We start from the raw sequence: 21,825 nt of genomic DNA, 5'->3' as shown, positions 1-21,825 counted from the left end.
GGCCAAGCAGATCACCCTGCCGGGCGGCTACGCGATCACCCCGACGGTGGTCGTCGCGCTGCTCGCCGTGGCGGTCGCGGCCTGGGTGCTGGCCCGGACGCGCTTCGGCCGCACGGTCTACGCGATCGGCGGCAGCGAGTCGTCCGCCACGCTCATGGGGCTGCGGACCGGCCGGGTGAAGGTCGGTGTGTACGTGATCAGCGGCTTCTGCTCGGCGCTGGGTGGCCTGCTGTTCGGGTTCTACATGCTGTCGGGCTACAGCCTGCACGCGGTCGGCATGGAGCTGGACGCCATCGCGGCGGTGGTCGTCGGCGGCACGCTCCTCGCGGGCGGCGTCGGCTACGTGGTCGGCTCGGTGTTCGGCGTGCTCGTCCTCGGCACGGTCCAGACGCTCATCTCGTTCCAGGGCACGCTCAGCTCCTGGTGGACGAAGATCGTCATCGGCGTGCTGCTACTGGTGTTCATCGCCTTGCAACGGTTGATCGTGCACCGCCGGCCACTTCGCCCGCGCCTGAGCGCCGCGGCCACTCCCGTCTAGCCCACCGCCGCGGGATCAACGGGTGTGCCCGGGATCCCGCGGCGGAACTAACGCGCCGTCCAGCCGCCGTCGATCTTCATGGACGAGCCCGTGATCGCCGCGGCCGAGTTCCCGCACAGGAAGGTGACGAGGTCGGCGACCTCGTGCGGTTCGATCAGGCGCTTCACCGCGGCGGGTGAGAGCATGACCTCGTCGAGGACCCGGTCGGCGTCGATGCCGAGCGTCTTCGCCTGCGCGTCGACCTGGTTCGCGACGAGGGGGGTGTTGACGTAGGAGGGGTTGACGCAGTTCGAGGTGACCCCGTGCTCGGCGCCCTCCAGCGCGATGACCTTCGACAGCCCTTCGAGCCCGTGCTTGGCCGCGACGTACGCGGACTTGTACGGCGAGGCGACCAACCCGTGCACGCTGGAGATGTTGACGATCCGGCCCCAGCCTTGGCCGTACATGTGCGGCAGCGCCCCGCGCACGATCCGGAACGGCGCCTCCAGCATCACCCGCAGCAGGTGGGAGAACCGCTCCGGCGGGAACTCCTCGACGGGCGCGACGTGCTGCAACCCGGCGTTGTTCACGACGATGTCGACGGCCAGGTCGAGCCGGTCGACGGCATCGAGATCGGCGAGGTCCACGACCACGGGCTCGACCTCGACCTCGCCGGTGAGCGCCGCGAGCGCGTCGGCGTCCCGGTCGACGGCGACGACGGCCGCCCCCGCCGCCGCGAGCCGCTCGGCACAGGCCCGGCCGATCCCGCCGGCCGCCCCGGTCACAAACGCACGCCGCCCTGCCAGTTCGCCCATACCCGCTGAAGTTACGCCCGGCGCCGCGCCCGTTCCACCGCTGCTCCGGTCACCGGCACGGCGCCCCTGACGACGGTGCGGACACCAACCACTGCCCGATCCCGCTCGGCGAGGACGGCGCCCGTGCGGTGGCGACCGCCCGGCCCCGCGCTAGACCAGGAACGAGAACAGCGGGCTGTCCGGGGGGACGGGTTCGATGCGGTGCGGTGCGGCCCGCATGCGCTTGAGCATGGCCGCGAGGTTCTCCGGCGCGCCCAGTTCGATGCCGACCAGCGCGGGTCCGGTCTCGCGGTTGTTGCGCTTGACGTACTCGAACAGGGTGATGTCGTCGTCCGGGCCGAGGACGTCGTCCAGGAAGCGGCGCAGGGCGCCCGGTTCCTGTGGGAACTCGACCAGGAAGTAGTGCTTGCGGCCTTCGAAGATCAGCGCCCGTTCGACGATCTCCGCGTAGCGGCTCACGTCGTTGTTGCCGCCGGACAGGACGCACACGGCCGTGGCGCCGGGCGGCAGGTCGAGCATGCCGAGCGAGGCCGGGGCGAGCGCACCGGCGGGCTCGCTGATGATCCCGTCGGACTGGTACAGGTCCAGGATCTCCACGCAGACCTGGCCCTCCGGCACGGCGACCAGCCGGGGCCGGTGCTCGGCGGCGAGCGCGTGGGTGTGCGTGCCCACCTGGCGGACCGCGGCGCCGTCCACGAACGGGTCCAGCTCGGCCAGCGGCGCCGGTCCGCCGGCGGCCAGCGCGTGGGCCATGCTCGCCGCGCCGGCGGGCTCCGCGCCGATCACGTGCGTGCCCGACTCCAGCCAGGCGAGCGTGCCGGCGAGCAGGCCGCCGCCACCCACCGGCACGACCAGCGCGTCCGGCACCCGGCCCAGCTGGGTCACGATCTCGGCCACCACGGTGCCCTGTCCGGCGATCGTCCGCGGATCGTCGAAGGCCGGGATGAGGGTGCTGCCGGTCGAGGCGGCGTACGCGGTCGCCGCGAGCGCCGCCTCGTCGTAGGTGTCCCCCTCGACGACGATCTCGACGTGCCGGCCGCCGAGCGCGGCCACCCGGTCACGCTTCTGGCGCGGGGTCGTGCGCGGCAGGTACACCCGCGCCCGCACCCCGAGCGACGCGCACGCGAACGCGACACCCTGCCCGTGGTTGCCGGCGCTCGCGCAGACCACGCCGCGCTCGCGGTCCGCCTGGCCGAGAACGCTCACGAAGTTGAACGCGCCGCGGCCCTTGTAGGACCGGACCGCGTTCAGGTCCTCACGCTTGAGCCATACGTCCAGGTCGTGCCGCGCGGAGAGCCGCTCGTTGCGCTGCAGCGGGCTCGGCGGGATCACCCCCGCGAACCGCTCCGCCGCCAGTGCGACGTCCACCTTGGAAACCACCGGTCGGACCCTACCTAGACTCGGGTGCGTGCTTCCCGCCGACCTGCCCGACCTGCCGGTGCGCGCGGTCCTCGACGACGTGACCGCCGCCCTGGACCGGCACGGGACCGCCGTCCTGGTCGCGCCACCCGGCACCGGCAAGACGACGATCGTGCCGTTGGCGCTCACAGGGCGGGTCGTGGTCGCCGAGCCGCGGCGGCTCGCGGCGCGGGCGGCGGCCACCCGGATGGCGGCGCTGCTGGGCGAACCGGTCGGCCGCACGGTCGGCTACGCGGTGCGCGGTGACCGCAGGACGTCGAAGGACACCAGGATCGAGGTCGTCACCACGGGCCTGCTCGTGCGGCGGCTGCAACACGACCCGGGCCTGCCGGACGTGGCCGCGGTCGTGCTCGACGAGATCCACGAGCGCCACCTCGACGCGGACCTGTTGTTGGCGCTCATCCTCGACGCGCGGGCGGGCCTGCGGCCGGACCTGCGGCTGCTCGCCACCTCGGCGACCGTCGCCACCGACCGGATCGCGGCGCTCCTCGGCGCGGACACCCCGGTCATCGAGGCACACGTCCGCACCTACCCGGTCACCGTCACCTACCACCCGCCGGCGCGGGGCGAGCGGATCGAGCACCACGTCGCCCGCACCGTCCACCTCGCGCTGTCCGAGTCGGACGGTGACGTGCTGGTGTTCCTGCCCGGTGCCGGGGAGATCGCCCGGGTGTCGAGCCTGATCCGCGACGAGGTCGAGGTGGTGCCGCTCCACGGCCGGCTGCCGGCGGCACGGCAGGACGCGGCGCTGCGCCCGGGCGACCGGCGCCGGGTCGTGCTCGCCACCGCGGTGGCCGAGTCCAGCCTGACCGTGCCGGGCGTCCGCGCGGTGGTCGACTCCGGGCTGGCGCGGGTGCCCCGGATGGACCACCGGCGCGGGCTGTCGGGCCTGGTCACGACCCGGGTGTCGGCGTCGGTGGCCGAGCAGCGCGCGGGCCGGGCAGGCCGGGAGGCACCAGGCCGGGTGTACCGGTGCTGGCCGGAGCACGAGCACGCGACGCTGCCCGCGCAGCCGGAACCGGAGATCCGCACGGCGGACCTGACGCGGCTCGCGCTGGAGCTGGCGTGCTGGGGCACGCCGGACGGCACCGGCCTGGACTGGTGGGATCCGCCGCCACCGGGTGCGCTCACGGCCGGCCGCGCGGTGCTCACCGCCCTGGGCGCGCTCGACGCGACGGGCGCGGTGACCGGCCGCGGCCGCGAGATCGCCGGCGTGGGGCTCCACCCGAGGCTGGCCAGGGCCCTGCTCGACGGCGCACGGGCCGTCGGCGCGACGGCCGCGGCCGAGGTGGTCGCCCTGCTGGACGACGACACCCTGGCCACGAGCACGTCCGTGGAGGACACCCTGCGCCGCCTCCGGGCCGAGGGGTCCTCGCGGTGGGCACGCGAGGTCCGGAGGCTGGCCGCACTGGTGCCCGGTCGGCCACCGGGGACACCGGACCCGGCGCTGGTGGTGGCGCTGGCGTACCCGGAACGGTTGGCACGGCGGCGTTCCCCGGGCGCGCCGGTGTACCTGATGGCGGGCGGCACGGCCGCGGAGCTGGCGGACGCGGGCGAGTGGCTGGCGGTCGCGAGCGCGGACCGGCAGCCGGGCCGCGCGCAGGGCAAGATCCGGCTGGCGGCCCGCGCGGACCAGGCGCTGGCGGAACGGGCCGCGCCCGCGCTGCTGTCCGAGGCGGACGAGATCGCCTGGCTCGACGGCGACGTGGTGGCGCGCCACGTCCGCCGCCTGGGCGCCATAGTCCTGCGGGAGCGCCCACTGGCGAACCCGGATCCCGCCCGGGTGCTCGCCGCACTGACCGAGGGCCTGCGCGGCGCTGGTCTGGGTCTGCTGACCTGGACCGACGCCGCCACCCGCCTGCGCCGCCGCCTGGCACTGCTGCACCGGGTCCTGGGTCCCCCGTGGCCGGACATGTCCGACGAGGCACTGCTCGACGCGGTGCCGAGGTGGCTGGGCCCATCGCTGGCGAAGGCCCGCCGCCGAGCCGACCTGGCGAGGACCGACGTCCACGCGGCGCTGTCCCTGCTGCTGCCGTGGCCGGCGGCGGCCCGCCTCGACGAGCTGGCACCGGACCGCCTGGAAGTCCCGTCGGGCGCCCGGATCCGCGTGGACTACTCGGCCGACGAGCCGGTCCTACCGGTGAAACTGCAGGAGACCTTCGGCTGGACGAGGACCCCGACGATCGCCGACGGTCGAGTGCCGGTACTCCTGCACCTGCTCTCCCCGGCCGGTCACCCGGTAGCGGTGACGAGCGACCTCGAGACCTTCTGGCGCGACGGCTACCGCCAGGTCCGCGCCGAACTCCGCGGCCGGTACCCGAAACACCCGTGGCCGGAGGACCCGCTGACCGCCACCCCGACGGCCCGCACCACCCGCCGCCACTGACCGTTCCGCGACGCGACCGGGCCGTGCGCACACGTGATCCGCGGTTCTCGACAATTCTACCCACTCGGGCAGACGTAACAGTCGGTCTCCGACAACATCATCGACCTGTGAGCTGCGAACATAATTCGATCAATCGCCCGAATGGGCAGATGGTGTACTGCGTTCGGCGCTTACGGTGTTGCACCACATGCACCAACGGTGGAGGATGAACAATCCACCATCCAACAAACATCGAGGAGCAAGTCATGAATGACAGTGTCAATGCGGACGACCAGGTTGCCCGCTCAGCGGACGAGGCCGCCGAGATCAAGACCCAAATCGGCACTCAGTCCACCGAATGGCATGGCAACCTGTGGGCGGACGTACCGGCGGCCATCGCGTTCGCGAACTCTCCTCCGCTTTCGCAGGCGGGCACGATCGTGTTCAACATCCGCGACAACGGCCAGGTGTGGACCTACGATCTTCACTGACGATGGGGTAGCAGGTGCCATGAGCAACAGTCCGATGCCACCGGAGCAGCCAACGACCAGCACCGAGGAGACGTACCTGGAGCTCGCGTTGAACCCGACGCCCTCGGTCGGCGAGAGCAGGACCCACTACCTCGCACCGACGACCTCTCCGCACAGCGGCGAAGTGGCAGGGAAGGTCGCCCGTCGGCGAGCGCAGCCCAAGTAGGAGGTGTTCACGGATGATCACTGTCTACAACAACTTCAGAACAACTATTTGGGCGACGATCGAGTGGTTTCACCCGAACTGCCCCGACGGGGGCGACTGGGAAAAGAAGGGATGGTGGAGGATCGAACCCCAGCAGACCGCAATCGTCTGGCCCGGCGATCACAATGCCGTCAACCCTTTCTGGTATGCCTACGTTCATTCCGCGGACGGCACTCAATGGGTAGGGGATTTTCCGGAGACAGTTCCGACGCACGCGTTCCAATGGTGTGAACATGTCGCGGACACGACATCTCGAACAGTTCGCATGCACGAACTCGATGCTCGAGGCTCTGGTCCCAACTGGGTGTGGATGTACGGACACGAGGTGCAATGACGTCACGTTGGACGGGGACCGAACGCCGCGGCGGTCACCCGTCCAGCGCGGATCGGACCTCGTCGCTCACCCTGATCTCCCCCACCGGTTTTCCGCCACCCAGGACCTGGGCTTCCGCCTGGCGCAAGCCCTCCGCCGCGGAGACGTCCACGCCCAGGGCGCCCAGCACGGCGAGCGCGAGAACCGTCGTGGCGCGGGGGCTGCCGTCGGTCACCTTCATCGCGACCGCCTCGCCGGTGGCGCTCGCCGCCATCAGGACGCCTTCCGCACCGCCCTTGCAGACCGTGCCCGGGACCAGGCGCATGACGTCGCTGTTCTGGTGACCCCTGCCGCCCACGTACTCGGGTTCCGCGCGCATCGCTGCCGCCACCGCGTGTTCCGGGGAGCCCGGTGGGGCGAGCACCAGCGACCGTGCCGCGCGCGCCAGGCCCAGCACCGTCGTCGAGAAGACGGGGGCGCCGCAGCCGTCCACCGCCACGTGTTCCGCCGGGCCGGCCGCGGCCTCCAGGCGCGTGCGGATCGCCTTCTGCACCGGGTGGTCCGGAGACAGGTAGTCCTCTATAGACCATCCATTATAGACACTGCATGCCAGCATGGCCGCGTGTTTGCCGGAGCAGTTCATCCGTTCGCGGCTCGGGCCCGCGCCCTCGCGGACGAGCCGCTGGCGGGTGGGCTCGTCCTCTGGCCAGGCGGCCACGCAACGGAGGTCCGCCACGGACAGGCCGGCCTCCGCCAGGATCGCGCGGACCTCCTCGACGTGGCGGTCCTCGCCGGTGTGGCTGCCGGCCGACAGCGCGGTGCCGGCCGTCGACAGGGTCAGGCCCGCGGCCCGGCAACCCGCGGCCTGCCACGGTTTCGTCGTCGACCGTGGCAGGATCGTCGCGTGTGGGCGGCCCAGGGAGACCGCCACCGAGCCGTCGGCCGCCAGCGCCACGAGCGTGCCGAAGTGGCGGCTCTCCACGAAACCCGACCGCGTCACCACCGCCAGCTCAGCCATGCGCCTTCTCCGACCGGCGCAACCGGTGCGCCACGAACGACAGGGAACCGTTGCACACCAGGTAGATGAACGTCACGACCAGGAACGTCGGCACCAGCAGGTGGTTGTACGCCGACAGGACCTGCGCGCGGTACAGCAACTCGGTGAACGCCACGACATAGCCCAGCGACGTGTCCTTCAGCAGGCTCACGAGCTGGCTCACCAGGGACGGCGTCACGTGCCGGACCGCCTGCGGCAGCACGACGTACCGCATCGACTGCGCCCCGGTCATGCCCAGCGACAGCGCCGCCTCCGACTGACCGCGGGGCAGGCTCAGGATGCCGGCGCGGAAGATCTCCGCGAAGGCCGCCGCGTTCGCCACCGTCAGCGGGAGCGCCAGCTTCCACAGCAGCGGCAGGTTGACGCCGACACCGGGGAGCGCGAACAACGTCACGTAGATCATCAGCAGCACGGGCAGCGTGCGGGCGATCTCGATGTAGCCGGTGGCCAGCCAGCGCACCGGCCGCACACCGGAGAGCCGGCCCAGCGCGAGGAACACCCCGGCGATCGCGCTGAGCACGCTCACATACGCCGCGGCCTCGAGGGTGCCCAACAGTCCGACGAGCAGGTACCGCCAGATCGGCCACTGCGTGAACGGCGCCCACTTCGCGGCGTCGAGCTGGCCGTGCCGCGCGAACTGCCACAGCCCCACCCCGAGCAGGCCGGCCAGCACGAGCGCGCTGACCACCGACCAGACGAGGATCCGGCGGCGGCTGCGCGGGCCCGGCACGTCGTAGAGCACGCTCACCGCACGATCGCCACCCTTCGTTCGAGCCAGCCGGTGCCGAGGCCGATCAGCAGGGCCAGTGCCATGTACGCCAGGCCCGCACCCACGAAGATCGGGATCGGCCGGGCGTGGACCAGGTTGGTCTTGTTGGCGGCCGCGGTCAGCTCGACGATGCCCACGGCCGCGAACAGGGACGTGTTCATGACCAGGGCGATCATCACGTTGCCGACCGGTTGCACCACCGCGCGCAGTGCCTGCGGCAGGATCACCGAGCCCAGCGTCTGACGGAACGTCAGCCCGAGTGCCCGCGCCGCCTCCGCCTGGCCCAGCGCCACGGTGTTCACCCCGCTGCGCACCGCCTCCGCCACGTACGCGGCCTCGTAGACCACCAGCACGACCACCGCCGTCATCGGCAGCGGCATCAGCAGGCCGGCGTCCGGCAGCGCGAACACGAACAGCACCAACAGCGCGAGCAGCGGCACGTTCAGGAACAGCTGCACGTACGCGAAGGCGACGCCCCGCAGCACCGGGATCGGGCTCACCCGCATCGCCGTCACGACCACGCCGAGGACCAGCGCGCCGACCGCCGACAGGGCCGCCATCCACAGCGTGGTCAGCAGGCCGGCCAGCAGTGGGCCGAGGTCGGCGAGCAGCGCCTGCATCAGGAGCCGGGTGCCGACCCGATCGCGGGCGGGGTCGGCGGCGCGGAGTCGACGACCGTGCCGAGCGAGTTCTTCCAGGCCGCCGCCCACTGGCCGCCGTCCTGGATCTTCTTCAGCCAGTCGTTGACGAACTTTTTGAACTCGTCGTCCCCGTGCTTGAGACCGATGCCGTACGGCTCCTTGGTGAACGGGTTGCCGACCACGGTGAGCTGCGGGTTGGCCTTCGCGTCACTCGCCAGGATGGTGAGGTCCTGGACGTAGGCGTCGCCCCGGCCCTGCAGCAGCGCGGTCACCGCCTGCGGGTCGGTGCCGAACGTGACGACCTCCGCCGACGGCTGCTTCTTCGGCACCTCGGTGACGGCCGGGGTGTTGGCGCCGACGATCACCTTCTTGCCGCCGAGGTCGTCGATGCCCTTGATGTCGGTGTTGCCGGACTTCACGGCCACGGCCAGACCGGACTCGAAGTACGGACCCGCGAAGGAGACCTGCTGGGCCCGTTCCTCGGTGATCGTGTAGGTGTTGAACACGACGTCGACCGTGCCGTTGGCGAGCAGCGCCTCGCGGGTCTCCGTGGCGGGCGGCACGATCTCGACCGCCGGCTTGCCCAGGATGTACACCGCCAGCAGCTTGGCCAGGTCGGCGTCGAAGCCCGTCACCTCGTCGGGGTTGCTCGGGTTCTGCTGGGACAGCAGGGGCGCGTCGAGCGCCTCGGCCACGACCAGCTTGCCCCGCTGCTTGATCCGTTCCATGGTCGAGCCGGGCAGGATCGCGGCCGCGGCGGCGACCGGCGCGTTCTTCAGCAGGTCGGGACTGCTGGTGGCACCGCCCTGCGGTGGCACCGCCGAGTCACCCCCGCTCCCGCAGCCCGCGAGCACCACGGCCAGAGCGCCGGCGACAGCCAGCAACGCACGACCCTTCATTCGACTTTCCTCCACCTTTGTTCGATCGTCGAAACGATATGTGCGAGAATCGAAGTAAGTCAAGTGAAAATCGAAGCAAGGTGCGCCTATGACCAGCCACCGCGTCGCTCCTGACTCCCCCGGCGCCGTGCTGCAGCTCATCCGGTCCGGCGTGGTGTCCTCGCGCGCCACGCTCGCGAAGCTCCTCGGGGTGTCCGCGTCGACGGCCGGGCTGCGCGTCCAGGCGCTGATCGACCACGGCTACGTGCAGGAGCGCGACGACGGGCTGTCCCAGGGCGGGCGCCGTCCCCGGCACATCGTGCTGCGGCCGGACTACGGCGAGGTGATCGCGGTCGACCTCGGCAGCCACCACGCCACGATGGGGCAGTTCGACATGAGCGGGCGGCTGATCGAGGAGCACCAGAGCGTGCCCGTGCGGATCGAGGAAGGCCCGGACAGCGTGCTCGACTGGGTCACCGAGCTGGTCGGGCACCAGTCCAACCCGCCCCGGCGGCTGCGGGGCATCACCCTCGGCCTCCCCGGTCCGGTGGACGCCAGAACCGGCAGGGTGGTGTCACCGTCCCGGATGCCGGGCTGGCACGGGGTGGACGTGCGACAGCGGATGATTGGTCGCGGCCCCGGGGTGCCGGTGCTCGCCGACAACGACGCGAACCTGGCGGCGCTCGGCGAGCACGCCGCCGACCCGGTCGAGCACATGGTGTACCTGAAGGCGGGCACCGGCATCGGGTGCGGCGTGATCGCGTCCGGCCGGCCGCACCGCGGCGCGGCCGGCGCGGCCGGCGACATCAGCCACCTGCCGGTGCCCGGCCGCGCGGACGTGCAGTGCTCCTGCGGGCGCAACGGCTGCCTGGACGCGGTGGCGAGTGGCGCCGCGCTCGTCCGTGACCTCACCGCGGCCGGCGCGGGGGTGCGCAGTCCCGGCGACGTGGTCGCGCTCGCCGTGGACGCCGACCCCGCGGCCACCCGACTGCTGCGGGAGGCGGGCCGGGCGACCGGCGAGCTGATCGCGACGGTCGTCAACTTCTTCAACCCGGACACGCTGGTGATCGGCGGCCAGCTGAGCCGCGCGGAGCCGTTCGTCGCCAGCGTGCGGGCGGCGGTGTTCGAGCGCTGCCTACCGATGGCGACGGAGAACCTGCAGGTCCGCGCCAGTCGAACGGGACACCGGGCGGGCATCCGGGGCGGCGCGCGACTCATGGTCGAACACCTGCTGGCCCCCGAGCGCGTCAACGAGACGATCGAGAACGGATCATGAGTGGCGCACGCCACAACGATCTTGGACAGCGGCGGTAACGCCGCACTCCGGTGCGGCGATGACACAGGTGACCCCGCGGTGCTGGCGGACCCCCGACCTGGCAGCACCGCGGGGTGTCGTCGTGTCTAGGCTCTCCTGCGGTGAGCGCAACATTGGTCGCCAAGGGGCTGGCCGCAGGATTCGGGGAACGCGTGCTGTTCTCCGGCTTGGACCTCGTCGTGGCGCCGGGCGACGTGGTGGGCCTGGTCGGCGTGAACGGGGCCGGGAAGTCGACGCTGCTGCGGATCCTCGGCGGGGTCGCCGCGCCGGACGAGGGCAGCGTGCGGCTCAACCCGCCGACGGCGAACGTGGGTTACCTGCCGCAGGAGCCGGACCGCCGGCCGGGTGAGACCGTGCGGGCGTTCCTCGGGCGCCGCACCGGCGTGACCGCCGCCCAGGCGGCGATGGACGAGGCGACGGCCGCGCTGGCCGAGGAGAAACCGGGCGCCGACGAGACCTACACGGTCGCGCTCGAGCGCTGGCTCGCGCTCGGCGGGGCCGACCTGGACGAGCGCGTCGCCGAGGTGGTGACCGACCTCGGGCTGACCGTCGACCTCGACGCGCACATGACGTCCCTGTCCGGCGGGCAGGCTGCCCGCGCCGGCATGGCGTCGCTGCTGCTGTCGCGGTACGACGTGTTCCTGCTCGACGAGCCGACGAACGACCTGGACCTCGACGGGTTGGCGCGGCTGGAGGCGTTCGTGACCGGCCTGCGCGCGGGCACCGTCGTGGTGAGCCACGACCGCGAGTTCCTGGCGCGCACGGTGACCGAGGTGGTCGAGCTGGACCTGCACCAACAGCAGGTCAACACCTACGGCGGCGGCTACGAGGCCTACCTGGCCGAGCGGGAGGTGGCCCGCCGGCACGCGCGGGAGCGGTACGACGAGTACGCCGACACGAAGGCCGGGCTGCAGCTGCGGGCGCGGACGCAGCGGGCGTGGATGGACAAGGGCGTGCGCAACGCGCGGCGCAAGGCGCCCGACAACGACAAGATCGGCCGCAACAAGCGCGTCGAGGCCACCGAGAAGCAGGCCGCCAAGGCACGGCAGACGGACCGGATGATCGAGCGGCTGGACGCCGTCGAGGAGCCGCGCAAGGAGTGGGAGCTGCGGATGGAGATCGCCGCCGCACCCAGGGCGGGCGCGGTGGTCGCGGTGCTGCGCGGCGCGGTGGTGCGGCACGGGTCGTTCACCCTGGGCCCGGTCGACCTGCAGATCGACTGGGCGGACAAGGTCGCCATCACCGGCGCGAACGGCGCGGGCAAGTCGACGCTGCTGGCCGCGTTGCTGGGCCGCGCGGAGCTGGCGGCGGGGACGTCTGCGCTCGGGCCGGGCGTGCGGGTGGGCGAGGTCGACCAGGCCCGGGCGCTGTTCACCGGGCAGGAGACGCTGCTGGCGGCGTTCGAGGCGCAACTTCCCGACGTGCCGCCGACGGAGCTGCGCACGCTGCTCGCGAAGTTCGGCCTGACGGCGGCGCACGTGCGCAGGCCGGAGGACAGCCTCTCCCCCGGCGAACGCACCCGGGCGGCACTGGCACTGCTACAGGCCCGCGGGGTGAACCTCCTCGTACTCGACGAGCCGACGAACCACCTGGACCTCCCGGCGATCGAGCAGCTGGAGTCGGCCCTGGCGAACTACCCGGGCACCCTGCTGCTCGTGACCCATGACCGCCGCATGCTGGCCGCCGTGCACACGAACCGCCACCTGGACGTGGTGAACGGCAGGGTGACCGACCGCTAACCCACCCCCACAGTCCCTCACCTCCGCCTGGCGGCGCTCGAAGAGGGGGTCCCGCCGCTAGCCCAGCGCATCGCCGACCCACGAGTCCTTCACCGTCACGTGCCGCAGGCCGCCGGACTCGGCGATGTGGCGGAACCACTCCCGGGCCTCCGGCACGGTGTCCACCAGCTCCGCGGCCTCCTGCGCCTCGGCTCGGCCGCGCCACAGGAGCACGTCCAGCCAGCCGCCGTCGTCCTGCCTGGTCAGGAACGCGGCAAGGCAGGCGGGGAACCGCCGGCGCAGGGCCTGGATCATCGCCGGGCGCTCGGCCAGCAGCTTGTCCTCGGCGTCCTCGTGGATCCTGAAGCTGGCCAGTTCCATCACCATGGTCATGATCGGCACGGTAGCCAGGGGCACCGACAAACTCGGTAGGCTTGCCCTGTGCTGCGGGTCTGGCTGATCCGGCACGGCGAGAGCGAGACCAACGCCGGTGCCGCGTCCGGCGACCCCGGCGTGAGCCCGCTCACCGCTCGCGGCCGGGCGCAGGCCGACCGGCTCGCCGGCGCGTTCCCCGAGGCGCCCGCGCTGATCGTCCACTCGCCCTACGTGCGGGCGGTCCGGACCGCCGAGCCCCTGGCCGACCGGTTCCCGGACGTCCCGCGCGAGGAGTGGCCGGTCCAGGAGTTCAGCTACCTCGGCATGTTCCACGACCGGCTCAGCACCAGCGAGGAACGCCAGCCCTACGTCCTCGACTACTGGGACCGGGCCGATCCGCACCTGTCGCTGGGGGGCGCCGAGTCGTTCGCCGCTCTCCTCGACCGGGCTCGCCACTGCCTCGACCGTCTCGCACGGCAACCGACCGGCCCGGTCGCGGTGTTCACGCACGGGACGTTCATCCGGGCGGTGGCCTGGACGCTGCTCACCGCCGACCCGCTGGACATGCGTGCGTTCCACCGCTTCGCCACCGGCCTGGTCATCGACAACGGCACCGTCGTCGGGCTGCGGTTCCCGGCCGGCGCGCCGCCAGCCGTCGCCCTCGGTGTGGATCCTGGGAGTTTCCTGGGAACGTGACGGCGTTCGCCGAGGAAGAGGTGTGCGTTCCCAGGAACCCGTCACCTCGCGGCGACAGCCTTGCGCCATGAGCGACACGATCGAGGCAGTCGGCCTCACCAAACGCTACGGCGACCAGCTCGCCGTCGACGGGCTCACGTTCACCGTCCAGCCGGGGCGGGTCACCGGCTTCCTCGGGCCGAACGGGGCCGGCAAGTCCACCACCATGCGGCTCGTCCTCGGGCTCGACGCGCCGACGGCGGGCACCGTCACCGTCGCGGGACGGCGCTACGCCGACCTGCCGCGGCCGCTGCACACGGTCGGCGCGCTGCTCGACGCCCGCGCGGTCCACCCCGGCCGCAGCGCCGCCAACCACCTGCGCGCGCTCGCGGAGACCGCCGGGATCCCCCGCGGACGCGTCGACGAGGTGCTCGGGATCGTCGGGTTGGCCGGCGTCGCCGGCCGGCGGGCGGGCACGTTCTCGCTCGGCATGAGCCAGCGGCTCGGCATCGCGGCGGCGTTGCTCGGGGATCCGCCGGTGCTGATGTTCGACGAGCCCGTCAACGGTCTCGACCCGGAGGGCATCCGCTGGATCCGGACCCTCATGCGCGGCCTCGCCGAGGAGGGGCGGACCGTGCTGGTGTCGAGCCACCTCATGAGCGAGATGGCGCTCACCGCCCAGCACCTGCTGGTCATCGGGCGCGGCCGGTTGCTGGCCGACGCGAGCGTCGAGGAGTTCCTCCACCGGCACGGCACCGAGACCGTGCTGGTCCGCGCCGGCGAACAGGACGGGCTCGCGCGGCTGCTGCGGCGGGCCGGCGCCCAACTCGACACCGAGGACGACGCGCTGCTGGTCCACGGGCTGACGGCCGCCGAGGTCGGCAAGCTCGCCGCCGCCGACGGGATCGCGCTGTCCGAGCTGACCCCGCGGCGCGGCTCACTCGAGGACGTGTTCATGGCGCTCACCGCCGACGCCGTCGAGTACGGGGTGGGCGCGTGAACACCCTGCGTTCCGAGTGGACGAAGTTCCGCAGCCTGCGCTCGACCTGGCTGACCACGGCGGTCACCGCCGTCCTCGCGCTGTCCGTCGGCGCGCTGGCCGCCTCGGGGCAGGCCCGCGGCTACGCCCGCCTGTCCGCCGCCGAGCGCGCCGCGTGGGATCCGACCGCGGCAAGCCTGACCGCCATCACCGTCGCGCAGCTCGCGATCGGCGTGCTCGGCGTGCTGGTGATCACCGCCGAGTACGCGACCGGCTCGATCCAGCCCAGCCTGCTCGCGGTGCCGCGGCGCGGCCGGCTCCTCGCGGCGAAGGCCGGGGTGTTCACGCTGGCCGCCGTGCTGCTCGGCCAGCTCATCGGCTTCACGTCGTTCTTCCTCGGGCAGGCGATCTTCGCCGGCCAGGGCGTCCCGCACGCGACGCTCGGGCCGCCGGAGGTGGTCCGCGCGGTCATCGGCGGCGGCCTGTACCTCGCGGCGCTGGGCCTGCTCGGCCTCGGCCTGGGCACGGCACTCCGGTCGACGGCGGGTGCGATCGGCACGTTGGTAGCGATCACACTGCTCGTGCGGGCGGTCGCGCAGGCACTGCCGGACGGGTGGCGGGACTGGGTGAACACCTACTGGCCGACGGCGGCCGGCGAGCAGATCGTCACGGTCGTGCCGGTGGACGGCGCGCTCACCCCGTGGGCGGGGTTCGGGGTGCTGTGCGGGTCCGTGGCCCTGGTGGGCGCGGGCGGGTACCTGGTGCTGCGCACGAAGGACGCGTGATGGCCGGGCACCGGGTCACCGCGGTCACCGCGCCGGCACCGGCGACGCGGCGCGACGTGCTCGTCGGCGTCGCGGCGGGTCTCGCCGCCTGGCTCGGGATGGCCGGCTGGGGTTTGCTGGGGGCGGCGCTCGCCGGGTTCGGCGCCGCGGCCACGCCCGCCGCCGTGGCACTCGCCGTCGGCGGTTCCGCCGGGATCACCGAGGGCATGGGCCCGGTGGCGGTCAGCGGCTCGATCTCCGTGCTGCCGCTGGGAGTCTCGCTCGTCGGCGCCGTGCTGCTGGCCGTCCCGCTCACGTCCTGGCACCGCGTCGCCGGCGCGGCGGCCGTGTTCACCGCCGGGCTCGTCGTGTTGCCGTTCCTGCCCGCCGGGCGGCTCGAGGTCCGGTTCTGGCCGACCGTCCTCGGCGGTCTGCTGTGGCTCGCCGTCGTGCTCGGCATCCGGGTCGCCCTGTGGTGGCAGCCGAAGGTCCGCCAAGTGGTCACGGTCCTGCTGGGCGCCGCGGGACTCGCGTCGGTCGTCGGCGCACTCGCGTCCGTCGCCGGCGGCGCTCGGGTGCTCGGCACGATGGTGCTCGCGGCGCCCAACCTGCTGTGCATCGCGTTGACCAGAGGACTCGGCACCCCGTGGACGGTGCGTGGCCCGAACCTGCCACTGCCCACTGTGGACACCGGGGGGCTCGGTCCGATCGCCGCGCCCGTCTGGCCGCTCGTCGTGGTGAGCGCTGCCATCGCCGTGCTCATCGCGGTGTTCGCCGGCTGGCACGCGCCGTGGGTCACCGCGCTGTGCTTCGGCGCCATGGCGGTGCTCGGCGGCGCGCACGTGGCCTTCCACGCGGGGTTCTTCGACATCGACCTGGGCGTCAGCGGGAACGTGCTCGACGCCGCCGGCGGCGGGCTGCTGGCGGGGGCGGCGGCGGGCCTGCTCGTCCAGGGCGTCCGGTACTGGCATCGTCAGCGCACATGAGTGACTGCCTGCTCGTGGTGGAGGACGACCCGACGCTGCGGGAGCTGCTGGCGGCGAGCCTGCGCTTCGCCGGGTTCGCGGTGTCCACCACCGCGAGCGGGGCCGAGGCGCTGCGGATCGCCGCCGGCCGACCGCCCGACCTGGTCGTGCTCGACGTCATGCTGCCCGACCTCGACGGGTTCGAGGTGCTGCGCCGGCTGCGCGGCGGGGGTCAGCAGGTGCCGGTGCTGTTCCTCACCGCACGCGACGCCGGCGAGGACAAGGTGACCGGACTGACCGCGGGCGGCGACGACTACGTGACCAAGCCGTTCCGGCTCGAGGAGCTGATCGCCCGCATTCGCGCCATCCTGCGGCGGACCGCGGGCGCCGCGCGCGAGGTGCTCGTCGCCGGCGACCTCGAGCTGGACCCGGCGGCCCGGCTCGTCACCCGGGGCGGCACGGCGATCACCCTGTCCCCCACCGAGTTCACGCTGCTGCGGTTCCTCATGGAGAACGCCGACCGGGTGCTCGAGCGGGGGCGGATCCTGCACCACGTGTGGCGCTACGACTTCGGCGGCGACGCCAGCATCGTCGAGTCGTACATCAGCTACCTGCGGCGCAAGGTCGACAACCGGGAACCCAGGCTGATCCACACCGTCCGCGGCGTCGGCTACGTGCTGCGCAGGCCGCGGTGAGGCGGCTGTCGCTGCGGGCGCGGGTCCTGCTCGTCGCACTGACCCTGCTGACCGCCGGCATGGTCGCGAGCGACGCGGTGGTGCTGGTCGCGCTGCGCAAGCCACTGGTGGACCGGGTGGACCTGCAGGTGACCGTCGGGGCGGGCGTGCTGGCGATCCTGCCCCAGCCGCTCCTGGCCGGGCTGGCCGCGGACCAGCCGGCCGGGCGGACGCCGTCGACGCGGATCGAGGACTTCTACGTCGCCTACCTCGACGCGGACGGGCGGCCCACGCTGTCCCTGCACGGCGACGCGGTGCCCGAACTGCCCCGGCTGGACCACGACTCGGTGCGGGCACGGGGCGGCGCGGCGTTCGAGGTGCCCGGCTGGCGGGTGCTCGCGCTGCCGGCGCGGTCCGGCGACGGGAGCGTGGTCGTCGCCGGCTCACTGTCGCAGGTGGACGAGGCGATGAACCAGGTGCTGCTGCTGTGCGTGCTGGTCGGCGCCGGGTTGCTGGTCGTGCTCGCCGCCGCCGGCTGGTTCTGGGTGCGGGCCGGGTTGCGTCCGTTGCGCCGCATCGAGGAGACGGCGGCGGCCATCGCGGGTGGCGACCTGTCGCGGCGCGTGCCGTTCACGATGTCCCCGGCGACCGAGGTCGGCCGGTTGACCGCGGCACTCAACGGGATGCTCACGCAGATCGAGAAGGCGGTCTCCGCACGGGCCCGGTCCGAGGAACGGCTGCGCCGGTTCGTGGCCGACGCGAGCCACGAGCTGCGCACTCCCCTGGCGGGCATCAGCGGCTTCACCCAGCTCTACCGCATGGGCGGGGCCGAGATCGAGGCGACGATGGACCGCATCGAACGGGAGTCGCTGCGGTTGACCGGTCTGGTGGACGACCTGTTGTTGCTGGCGCAGCTGGACGGGCGGGGACTGGAGCTGCGCCGCGCGCCGATGGACCTGCGCACCCTCGCCGCGGACGCGCTCCACGACCTGCGCGCCCTCGACCCGACCCGACCCGTGCGGCTGACCGGGCCAGGCGCGGCGCCGGACCCCGCACCGGCACCGGTCGTCGGCGACGAGTCCCGGCTGCGGCAGGTGGTCAGCAACCTGGTGGGCAACGCGATCGCGCACACCCCGGCCGGCAGCGCGGTACGGGTGGGCGTCGGCACCGCCGATGGCGAGGCGGTGCTGGAGATCGCCGACACCGGCCCGGGCCTGCCCGCCGACCAGGCCCGGCTGGTGTTCGAACGCTTCTACCGCGCGGACACCTCCCGGGCCCGGGACGGGGCCGGCGGCGCGGGTCTCGGCCTCGCGATCGTGTGGTCGCTGGTCACCGCCCACGGCGGCACGGTCGAGCTGGACACGGCACCGGGCGAGGGCGCGACCTTCCGGCTCCGGCTGTCGACGGCCTGACTGGTTCGGTGGTCGATCCGCGTGCGGGGTGGAGTCTTCTCCCGCGGCCGCGACGGCGCGCCTCCGCGGCCGTGGACGGACTACTTGTCCCGCATCGCGCGGCGGATCGCCTCCAGTCTGTCCTGGCCCGCCTTCTTCCGCGCCTCGAACTGGTCCTCGACGGACTTGCCCTCCGGGGTCGCGCCGGCCAGCTCCTGGGTGCCGATGCCGGTGGCGACGCGGTTCTCGATCCGGTCGCGCACGTAGTCGAAGGTCGGCACCCCCGCCTCGGTGTAGTCCCCGGCCGGCACCACGGGCGGCGCGGTGGTCAGGTCCTTGCTCTCCTCGACGATCTCGGCGTCGACCACCGGCTCGTCCTCGGCTGCGCTCATGGCACGACCATAGCCCCGTCTTGCCACCGACATTTCGAAACGCTACCGTTTCGTTGATGGCGGCACGGGCACGCAGCGAGGTCCGCGAGGAGGCCATCCTCCTCGCGGCGATGGCGTTGCTCGGCGAGGTCGGCTACGACCGGATGTCCGTCGAGGCGGTCGCCGAGCGGGCGAAGGCCAGCAAGGCCACCGTGTACCGGCGGTGGGCCGGCAAGGCCGAGCTGGTCGCGACGGCCGTGCGCCGGTACGCGGGCACCACGCCCGAGCCGCGCAGGAGATCCGGTGACCTCCGCGCCGACCTGCTGACCCTGCTCGACGACCTGTGTAGCAGCCTGCTGGGCCAGGACGCCGCGCTCATCCTCGGCCTGCTCGGCGCCATGCGGCACGACGCCGAGCTGGCGCGGACCGTGCGGCAGGCCGTCCTGTCAGAGAAGCACCACGCGTTCGCCGCGTTGCTGCCGGACGCCGACCACGCGTGGCTCGCCGAGCTGACCTCCGCCGCCCTGCTCTCCCGGCTGCTCGTCACCGGCGAGCCGCTCGACGACGAGTTCCTCGCCAAGCTCGTCGACACCGTCCTGCTCCCCCAGCTGGAGGAACCTCCGTGTGGCACGTGATCCTGCTCGGCTTCCTGGGCGGCCTGGTCGGCGGCAACGCACTCCCGCACTTCATCCGCGGTATCACCCGGCAGAGCTACCCGAACGTCCTCGGCAGTGGGCCGGTCACCAACCTCGTCGGCGGCTGGGCCGCGCTGGTCGTCGCGGCGCTGTGCCTGTGGTGGGCGGACCTGCCGAGCCACCCGGCCGCGGCGTTCGCCTCCGTCAGCGTCGGCGTGCTGCTGATCGGGCTGTTCCACGCCGGCCCGGGCGCCTTCGGCAGGGCTACGCGCGAACCGACGTCGACGCGGGGGTGAGCACGGTGACGTCACCGGTGGCGCCGTCGACCCGCACGGTCGTGCCGGCCGCGAGGCGTGCGGTGGCGTCGCGGGTGCCGGTCACGCACGGCACGCCCAGCTCCCGCGCCACGACCGCCGCCCGGCACAGCGGGCCGCCGAGGTCGGTGACGATCGCGGCGGCGGCGCCGAGCAGTGCCGCGTGCCCGACGTCCGCGGCACGCAGGACCACCACGTCACCCGGTTCGACGTCGGCCCTGTCGTCGGACAGCACGCGGACGGGGCCCTCCACCACCCCGGCCGACACGCCGATCCCGTGCAGCTGCTTGCCTTCCGGGGTCGGGTAGTCGACGACCTCGGGTCGCCACGACCCGCTGATCACCGCCGGCATGCGCACCCCGGCCAGCCGTTCGGCGTCGGCGCGGCGGCGCTCCACCCGTGTCAGCACGTCGCCCGGCATGCCGAGCAGCTCGTCGAGCGTGAGGTAGAAGGCGTCGTCGACCTCCACGAGGCGACCGTTGTGCACCTGCCGGCGGCCCCACTCCCGGATCAGCCGGCGCAGCTCACCGGTGTAGCGGATGGTGGCGTCGATGGCCAGCTCCCGCTGCCGCTGCCCGGCGACGGCGAGCTTCTCGGCGAACTTCCGCTTCGCGCGCGGCGCGGCGGCCGGCTTGTCCACGGCGGACTCCTCCGAAGTGGACTCGTCCGATGTGGACTTCTCCGGTGTGGACGCCTCCTGTGTGGACGCTTCCGCGGTGGACGCCTGGGACTCCACCAGCGGTTCCTCGGCCGGCCACTCGGGCTCGCCGACCGCGGTCGGCCACGCCGGCTCGGTGGCCGCCGGCTCGGTGGGCACCGGCACGATCTCGGTGGCCGGCGCTTCGGTCGGCGCCTGTGCGGCGGCGGGTTTGCGGGACGCGCTGAGCGCGGCCAGGAACAGCAGCTCCGGCCGCTCCCCGAACGGCGCGGCCGACAGCTCCGTCTCGTTCGGACCGCGGTGGGCCACCCGGGCCAGCGCCCTGTCGAAGGCCGCCGTGAACTCGGCCGACTTCTCCCGCACCGGGCCGAGGTCACCCCACTCCGCCAGCGCGCGCAGGTCGTCGTCCGCCCGCAGCAGCTCGGCCAGCTCCGCGACCGCCGGGAACGTCGGCTCGTGCGCCACGTCGACGCCCCGGCCGAGCGCGTCGACGTCGCCCTTGGCGCGCCTGCGCAACGGCCCCGCGGCCACGTGCGCGAAGTGCTCGCCCAGCCGGGTCAGCGTCCAGCCCTCGGCCAGCCGGTCGGCGAGCAGCCGCGCCCGCACCGCCAGCTCCGCGTCCGGCCGGGTCTCGAAGCCGTCCGCGAGGCGCTCATTGTCGGCCGCGGCCGTGAAGTCCCGCACGGCGGCCCGGTACCGGCGCGCGATCCTGGCGAACCGGGACCAGGCGGCCCACCGTGTCGCGAGCCCCTTCGGGCCGCCCGGCACCGCGGGTCGCCCCTCGGGGAACAGGTCGACGTCCGCGCGCCGGCCGAGGTGGGCGTCGGTGACGGCCTTCTCCGTCCAGCCGGGCAGCGGCGCCGCCGCGGCCGCGGACACCCCGGCGTACAGGTGGTGCCCGAACACCGCGTGGCCCCGGCTCTCCCACTCGTCCGCGACCGGCGCCGGCACCCCCGCCACCCGCGCCAGGGTGCGCCCGGCCGCCCGCAGCCCGGCGGTGTGCACGTCGATCGACAGCGGCGTCAGTCCCGAGGGGAACAGCTCGGCGGTCTGTTGCATGCTGAACACCGGGTACCGCGTGTCGATCCGGTCGTCCAGCTCCACCGCCACGCTCGGCAGCGCGACCGACACGAGCGAGGCGCCGTCGGCCGGGGGCCGGCGGCGGGGCAGCGGCTCGGCCGGGATCGGCAGCCGGGTCAGGTCCTCCTCGGCGCCGTCCCTGGTGAGCTGCCGGCCGCGCGCGCCGCGTGCCAGGTCCGTCACCACCTCCGCGGACGTCCAGCCGCACTCGAAGCCCCAGTCCCGCGCGGTGCCGCGGCGTTCCGACGTGGACATGACGGGCCAGCTCGGGATGCCGCGGGTGGAGACGCCGCGCAACACCTCCCGCGCGGCGCCGGCGAGGACGATGTCCTGCGCGGCGAGCGCCACGACCCCGGTGCGGTCGGAGGTCAGGGCGTACAGCAGGAAGCGGACGAGGTCGTC

The 21,825-nt window shown here is 73.3% G+C and carries 24 protein-coding genes; 15 read left to right on the top strand and 9 right to left on the bottom strand.

Annotation, left to right across the window (positions count from 1 at the left end; all coding sequences use genetic code 11):
• Positions 1–538, top strand: a 538-nt coding sequence (locus tag ACJ73U_RS32920; RefSeq protein WP_407781643.1) for an ABC transporter permease subunit, incomplete at its 5' end; no start/stop codon positions are given.
• Positions 539–585: 47 nt separating this feature from the next.
• On the opposite strand, the gene ACJ73U_RS32915 is transcribed toward ACJ73U_RS32920, so the two are convergent.
• On the bottom strand, positions 586–1,332 hold the full coding sequence (locus ACJ73U_RS32915; RefSeq protein ID WP_407781642.1) for a 3-hydroxybutyrate dehydrogenase: 747 nt from the start codon (positions 1,330–1,332) through the stop codon (positions 586–588).
• A gap of 150 nt (positions 1,333–1,482) precedes the next feature.
• Positions 1,483–2,712, bottom strand: a complete 1,230-nt coding sequence (ilvA, locus tag ACJ73U_RS32910) for a threonine ammonia-lyase IlvA (RefSeq protein WP_407781641.1) — start codon at positions 2,710–2,712, stop codon at positions 1,483–1,485.
• A 28-nt stretch (positions 2,713–2,740) separates the two neighbouring features.
• On the opposite strand from ilvA, the gene hrpB reads away from it, so the two are divergent.
• The 4 genes from hrpB to ACJ73U_RS32890 all read left to right on the top strand — a co-directional run bounded on the left by hrpB (position 2,741) and on the right by ACJ73U_RS32890 (position 6,185).
• Positions 2,741–5,137, top strand: coding sequence for an ATP-dependent helicase HrpB (gene hrpB, locus ACJ73U_RS32905; RefSeq protein WP_407781640.1), 2,397 nt, complete (start codon positions 2,741–2,743; stop codon positions 5,135–5,137).
• Positions 5,138–5,382: 245 nt separating this feature from the next.
• Positions 5,383–5,607 carry a hypothetical protein gene (locus ACJ73U_RS32900; protein ID WP_407781639.1) on the top strand — a complete coding sequence of 75 codons (225 nt, stop codon included), beginning with the start codon at positions 5,383–5,385 and terminating at the stop codon, positions 5,605–5,607.
• Positions 5,608–5,626: 19 nt separating this feature from the next.
• The gene (locus ACJ73U_RS32895) at positions 5,627–5,812 is read left to right on the top strand and encodes a hypothetical protein (RefSeq protein ID WP_407781638.1); all 186 of its coding nucleotides are present in this window, start codon (positions 5,627–5,629) and stop codon (positions 5,810–5,812) included.
• Positions 5,813–5,825: 13 nt separating this feature from the next.
• On the top strand, positions 5,826–6,185 hold the full coding sequence (locus ACJ73U_RS32890) for a DUF1036 domain-containing protein (RefSeq protein ID WP_407781637.1): 360 nt from the start codon (positions 5,826–5,828) through the stop codon (positions 6,183–6,185).
• Positions 6,186–6,219: 34 nt separating this feature from the next.
• Here ACJ73U_RS32890 and ACJ73U_RS32885 read toward each other — a convergent pair whose 3' ends face one another.
• From ACJ73U_RS32885 to ACJ73U_RS32870, 4 genes are read right to left on the bottom strand one after another with little or no spacing between them, the layout of a single operon-like run.
• Positions 6,220–7,182 (bottom strand): asparaginase, encoded by a 963-nt coding sequence (locus ACJ73U_RS32885; protein WP_407781636.1) that lies wholly within the window; start codon positions 7,180–7,182, stop codon positions 6,220–6,222.
• Entirely contained in the window at positions 7,175–7,969 is a 795-nt protein-coding gene (locus tag ACJ73U_RS32880; RefSeq protein ID WP_407781635.1) for an amino acid ABC transporter permease, read from the bottom strand. The genes ACJ73U_RS32885 and ACJ73U_RS32880 overlap by 8 nt, the downstream gene beginning before the upstream one ends.
• On the bottom strand, positions 7,966–8,610 hold the full coding sequence (locus tag ACJ73U_RS32875; protein ID WP_407781634.1) for an amino acid ABC transporter permease: 645 nt from the start codon (positions 8,608–8,610) through the stop codon (positions 7,966–7,968). The genes ACJ73U_RS32880 and ACJ73U_RS32875 overlap by 4 nt, the downstream gene beginning before the upstream one ends.
• Complete coding sequence (locus tag ACJ73U_RS32870) at positions 8,610–9,530, bottom strand: glutamate ABC transporter substrate-binding protein (protein ID WP_407781633.1); 921 nt, start codon at positions 9,528–9,530, stop codon at positions 8,610–8,612. The genes ACJ73U_RS32875 and ACJ73U_RS32870 overlap by 1 nt, the downstream gene beginning before the upstream one ends.
• Positions 9,531–9,618: 88 nt before the next feature.
• On the opposite strand from ACJ73U_RS32870, the gene ACJ73U_RS32865 reads away from it, so the two are divergent.
• Positions 9,619–10,785 carry an ROK family protein gene (locus ACJ73U_RS32865; RefSeq protein WP_407781632.1) on the top strand — a complete coding sequence of 389 codons (1,167 nt, stop codon included), beginning with the start codon at positions 9,619–9,621 and terminating at the stop codon, positions 10,783–10,785.
• Positions 10,786–10,925: 140 nt separating this feature from the next.
• A complete protein-coding gene (locus ACJ73U_RS32860; RefSeq protein ID WP_407781631.1) occupies positions 10,926–12,563 on the top strand; it encodes an ABC-F family ATP-binding cassette domain-containing protein in 1,638 nt (545 codons plus the stop codon).
• A 57-nt stretch (positions 12,564–12,620) separates the two neighbouring features.
• Here ACJ73U_RS32860 and ACJ73U_RS32855 read toward each other — a convergent pair whose 3' ends face one another.
• Positions 12,621–12,935 (bottom strand): hypothetical protein, encoded by a 315-nt coding sequence (locus ACJ73U_RS32855; RefSeq protein ID WP_407781630.1) that lies wholly within the window; start codon positions 12,933–12,935, stop codon positions 12,621–12,623.
• A 48-nt stretch (positions 12,936–12,983) separates the two neighbouring features.
• On the opposite strand from ACJ73U_RS32855, the gene ACJ73U_RS32850 reads away from it, so the two are divergent.
• From ACJ73U_RS32850 to ACJ73U_RS32825, 6 genes are all read left to right on the top strand, one after another.
• The gene (locus ACJ73U_RS32850) at positions 12,984–13,613 is read left to right on the top strand and encodes a histidine phosphatase family protein (protein WP_407781629.1); all 630 of its coding nucleotides are present in this window, start codon (positions 12,984–12,986) and stop codon (positions 13,611–13,613) included.
• A gap of 67 nt (positions 13,614–13,680) precedes the next feature.
• Entirely contained in the window at positions 13,681–14,592 is a 912-nt protein-coding gene (locus ACJ73U_RS32845) for an ABC transporter ATP-binding protein (protein ID WP_407781628.1), read from the top strand.
• The gene (locus ACJ73U_RS32840) at positions 14,589–15,356 is read left to right on the top strand and encodes an ABC transporter permease (protein ID WP_407781627.1); all 768 of its coding nucleotides are present in this window, start codon (positions 14,589–14,591) and stop codon (positions 15,354–15,356) included. The genes ACJ73U_RS32845 and ACJ73U_RS32840 overlap by 4 nt, the downstream gene beginning before the upstream one ends.
• On the top strand, positions 15,356–16,321 hold the full coding sequence (locus ACJ73U_RS32835; protein ID WP_407781626.1) for a hypothetical protein: 966 nt from the start codon (positions 15,356–15,358) through the stop codon (positions 16,319–16,321). Before ACJ73U_RS32840 ends, ACJ73U_RS32835 begins: the two co-directional genes overlap by 1 nt.
• Entirely contained in the window at positions 16,318–16,995 is a 678-nt protein-coding gene (locus ACJ73U_RS32830; protein ID WP_407781625.1) for a response regulator transcription factor, read from the top strand. Before ACJ73U_RS32835 ends, ACJ73U_RS32830 begins: the two co-directional genes overlap by 4 nt.
• Positions 16,992–18,386: an ATP-binding protein gene (locus ACJ73U_RS32825; RefSeq protein ID WP_407781624.1), complete on the top strand. Its 1,395-nt coding sequence runs from the start codon at positions 16,992–16,994 to the stop codon at positions 18,384–18,386. The genes ACJ73U_RS32830 and ACJ73U_RS32825 overlap by 4 nt, the downstream gene beginning before the upstream one ends.
• An 80-nt stretch (positions 18,387–18,466) precedes the next feature.
• On the opposite strand, the gene ACJ73U_RS32820 is transcribed toward ACJ73U_RS32825, so the two are convergent.
• Positions 18,467–18,757 carry a hypothetical protein gene (locus tag ACJ73U_RS32820; protein WP_407781623.1) on the bottom strand — a complete coding sequence of 97 codons (291 nt, stop codon included), beginning with the start codon at positions 18,755–18,757 and terminating at the stop codon, positions 18,467–18,469.
• 56 nt (positions 18,758–18,813) lie between these two features.
• Here ACJ73U_RS32820 and ACJ73U_RS32815 point away from each other — a divergent pair, with 56 nt between their 5' ends.
• Together ACJ73U_RS32815 and ACJ73U_RS32810 are read left to right on the top strand one after the other, a co-directional pair.
• Positions 18,814–19,371: a TetR/AcrR family transcriptional regulator gene (locus ACJ73U_RS32815; protein ID WP_407781622.1), complete on the top strand. Its 558-nt coding sequence runs from the start codon at positions 18,814–18,816 to the stop codon at positions 19,369–19,371.
• Positions 19,359–19,667 (top strand): hypothetical protein, encoded by a 309-nt coding sequence (locus tag ACJ73U_RS32810; protein ID WP_407781621.1) that lies wholly within the window; start codon positions 19,359–19,361, stop codon positions 19,665–19,667. Before ACJ73U_RS32815 ends, ACJ73U_RS32810 begins: the two co-directional genes overlap by 13 nt.
• Here the strand turns inward: ACJ73U_RS32810 and ACJ73U_RS32805 are convergent.
• Positions 19,636–21,825 (bottom strand): PEP-utilizing enzyme (locus ACJ73U_RS32805; RefSeq protein WP_407781620.1); only part of this gene is annotated, 2,190 nt, incomplete at its 5' end. The genes ACJ73U_RS32810 and ACJ73U_RS32805 overlap by 32 nt on opposite strands.

This window comes from Actinophytocola sp., from assembly GCF_045807065.1.
Lineage (GTDB): Bacteria > Actinomycetota > Actinomycetes > Mycobacteriales > Pseudonocardiaceae > Actinophytocola.
Note: the sequence above shows the minus strand (reverse complement) of the source record. Positions and strands in the feature narration are given on the sequence as shown.

Bases quoted from the DNA above. Each gene is read 5' to 3' on its own strand.
- ACJ73U_RS32820 (WP_407781623.1), bottom strand. From the start codon at position 18,757: ATGAGCGCAGCCGAGGACGAGCCGGTGGTCGACGCCGAGATCGTCGAG.
- ACJ73U_RS32890 (WP_407781637.1), top strand. From the start codon at position 5,826: ATGATCACTGTCTACAACAACTTCAGAACAACTATTTGGGCGACGATC.
- ACJ73U_RS32885 (WP_407781636.1), bottom strand. From the start codon at position 7,182: ATGGCTGAGCTGGCGGTGGTGACGCGGTCGGGTTTCGTGGAGAGCCGC.
- ACJ73U_RS32845 (WP_407781628.1), top strand. From the start codon at position 13,681: ATGAGCGACACGATCGAGGCAGTCGGCCTCACCAAACGCTACGGCGAC.
- ACJ73U_RS32875 (WP_407781634.1), bottom strand. From the start codon at position 8,610: ATGCAGGCGCTGCTCGCCGACCTCGGCCCACTGCTGGCCGGCCTGCTG.
- ACJ73U_RS32900 (WP_407781639.1), top strand. From the start codon at position 5,383: ATGAATGACAGTGTCAATGCGGACGACCAGGTTGCCCGCTCAGCGGAC.
- ACJ73U_RS32915 (WP_407781642.1), bottom strand. From the start codon at position 1,332: ATGGGCGAACTGGCAGGGCGGCGTGCGTTTGTGACCGGGGCGGCCGGC.
- ACJ73U_RS32870 (WP_407781633.1), bottom strand. From the start codon at position 9,530: ATGAAGGGTCGTGCGTTGCTGGCTGTCGCCGGCGCTCTGGCCGTGGTG.
- ACJ73U_RS32865 (WP_407781632.1), top strand. From the start codon at position 9,619: ATGACCAGCCACCGCGTCGCTCCTGACTCCCCCGGCGCCGTGCTGCAG.
- ACJ73U_RS32830 (WP_407781625.1), top strand. From the start codon at position 16,318: ATGAGTGACTGCCTGCTCGTGGTGGAGGACGACCCGACGCTGCGGGAG.
- ACJ73U_RS32855 (WP_407781630.1), bottom strand. From the start codon at position 12,935: ATGACCATGGTGATGGAACTGGCCAGCTTCAGGATCCACGAGGACGCC.
- ACJ73U_RS32815 (WP_407781622.1), top strand. From the start codon at position 18,814: ATGGCGGCACGGGCACGCAGCGAGGTCCGCGAGGAGGCCATCCTCCTC.
- ACJ73U_RS32895 (WP_407781638.1), top strand. From the start codon at position 5,627: ATGAGCAACAGTCCGATGCCACCGGAGCAGCCAACGACCAGCACCGAG.
- ACJ73U_RS32835 (WP_407781626.1), top strand. From the start codon at position 15,356: ATGGCCGGGCACCGGGTCACCGCGGTCACCGCGCCGGCACCGGCGACG.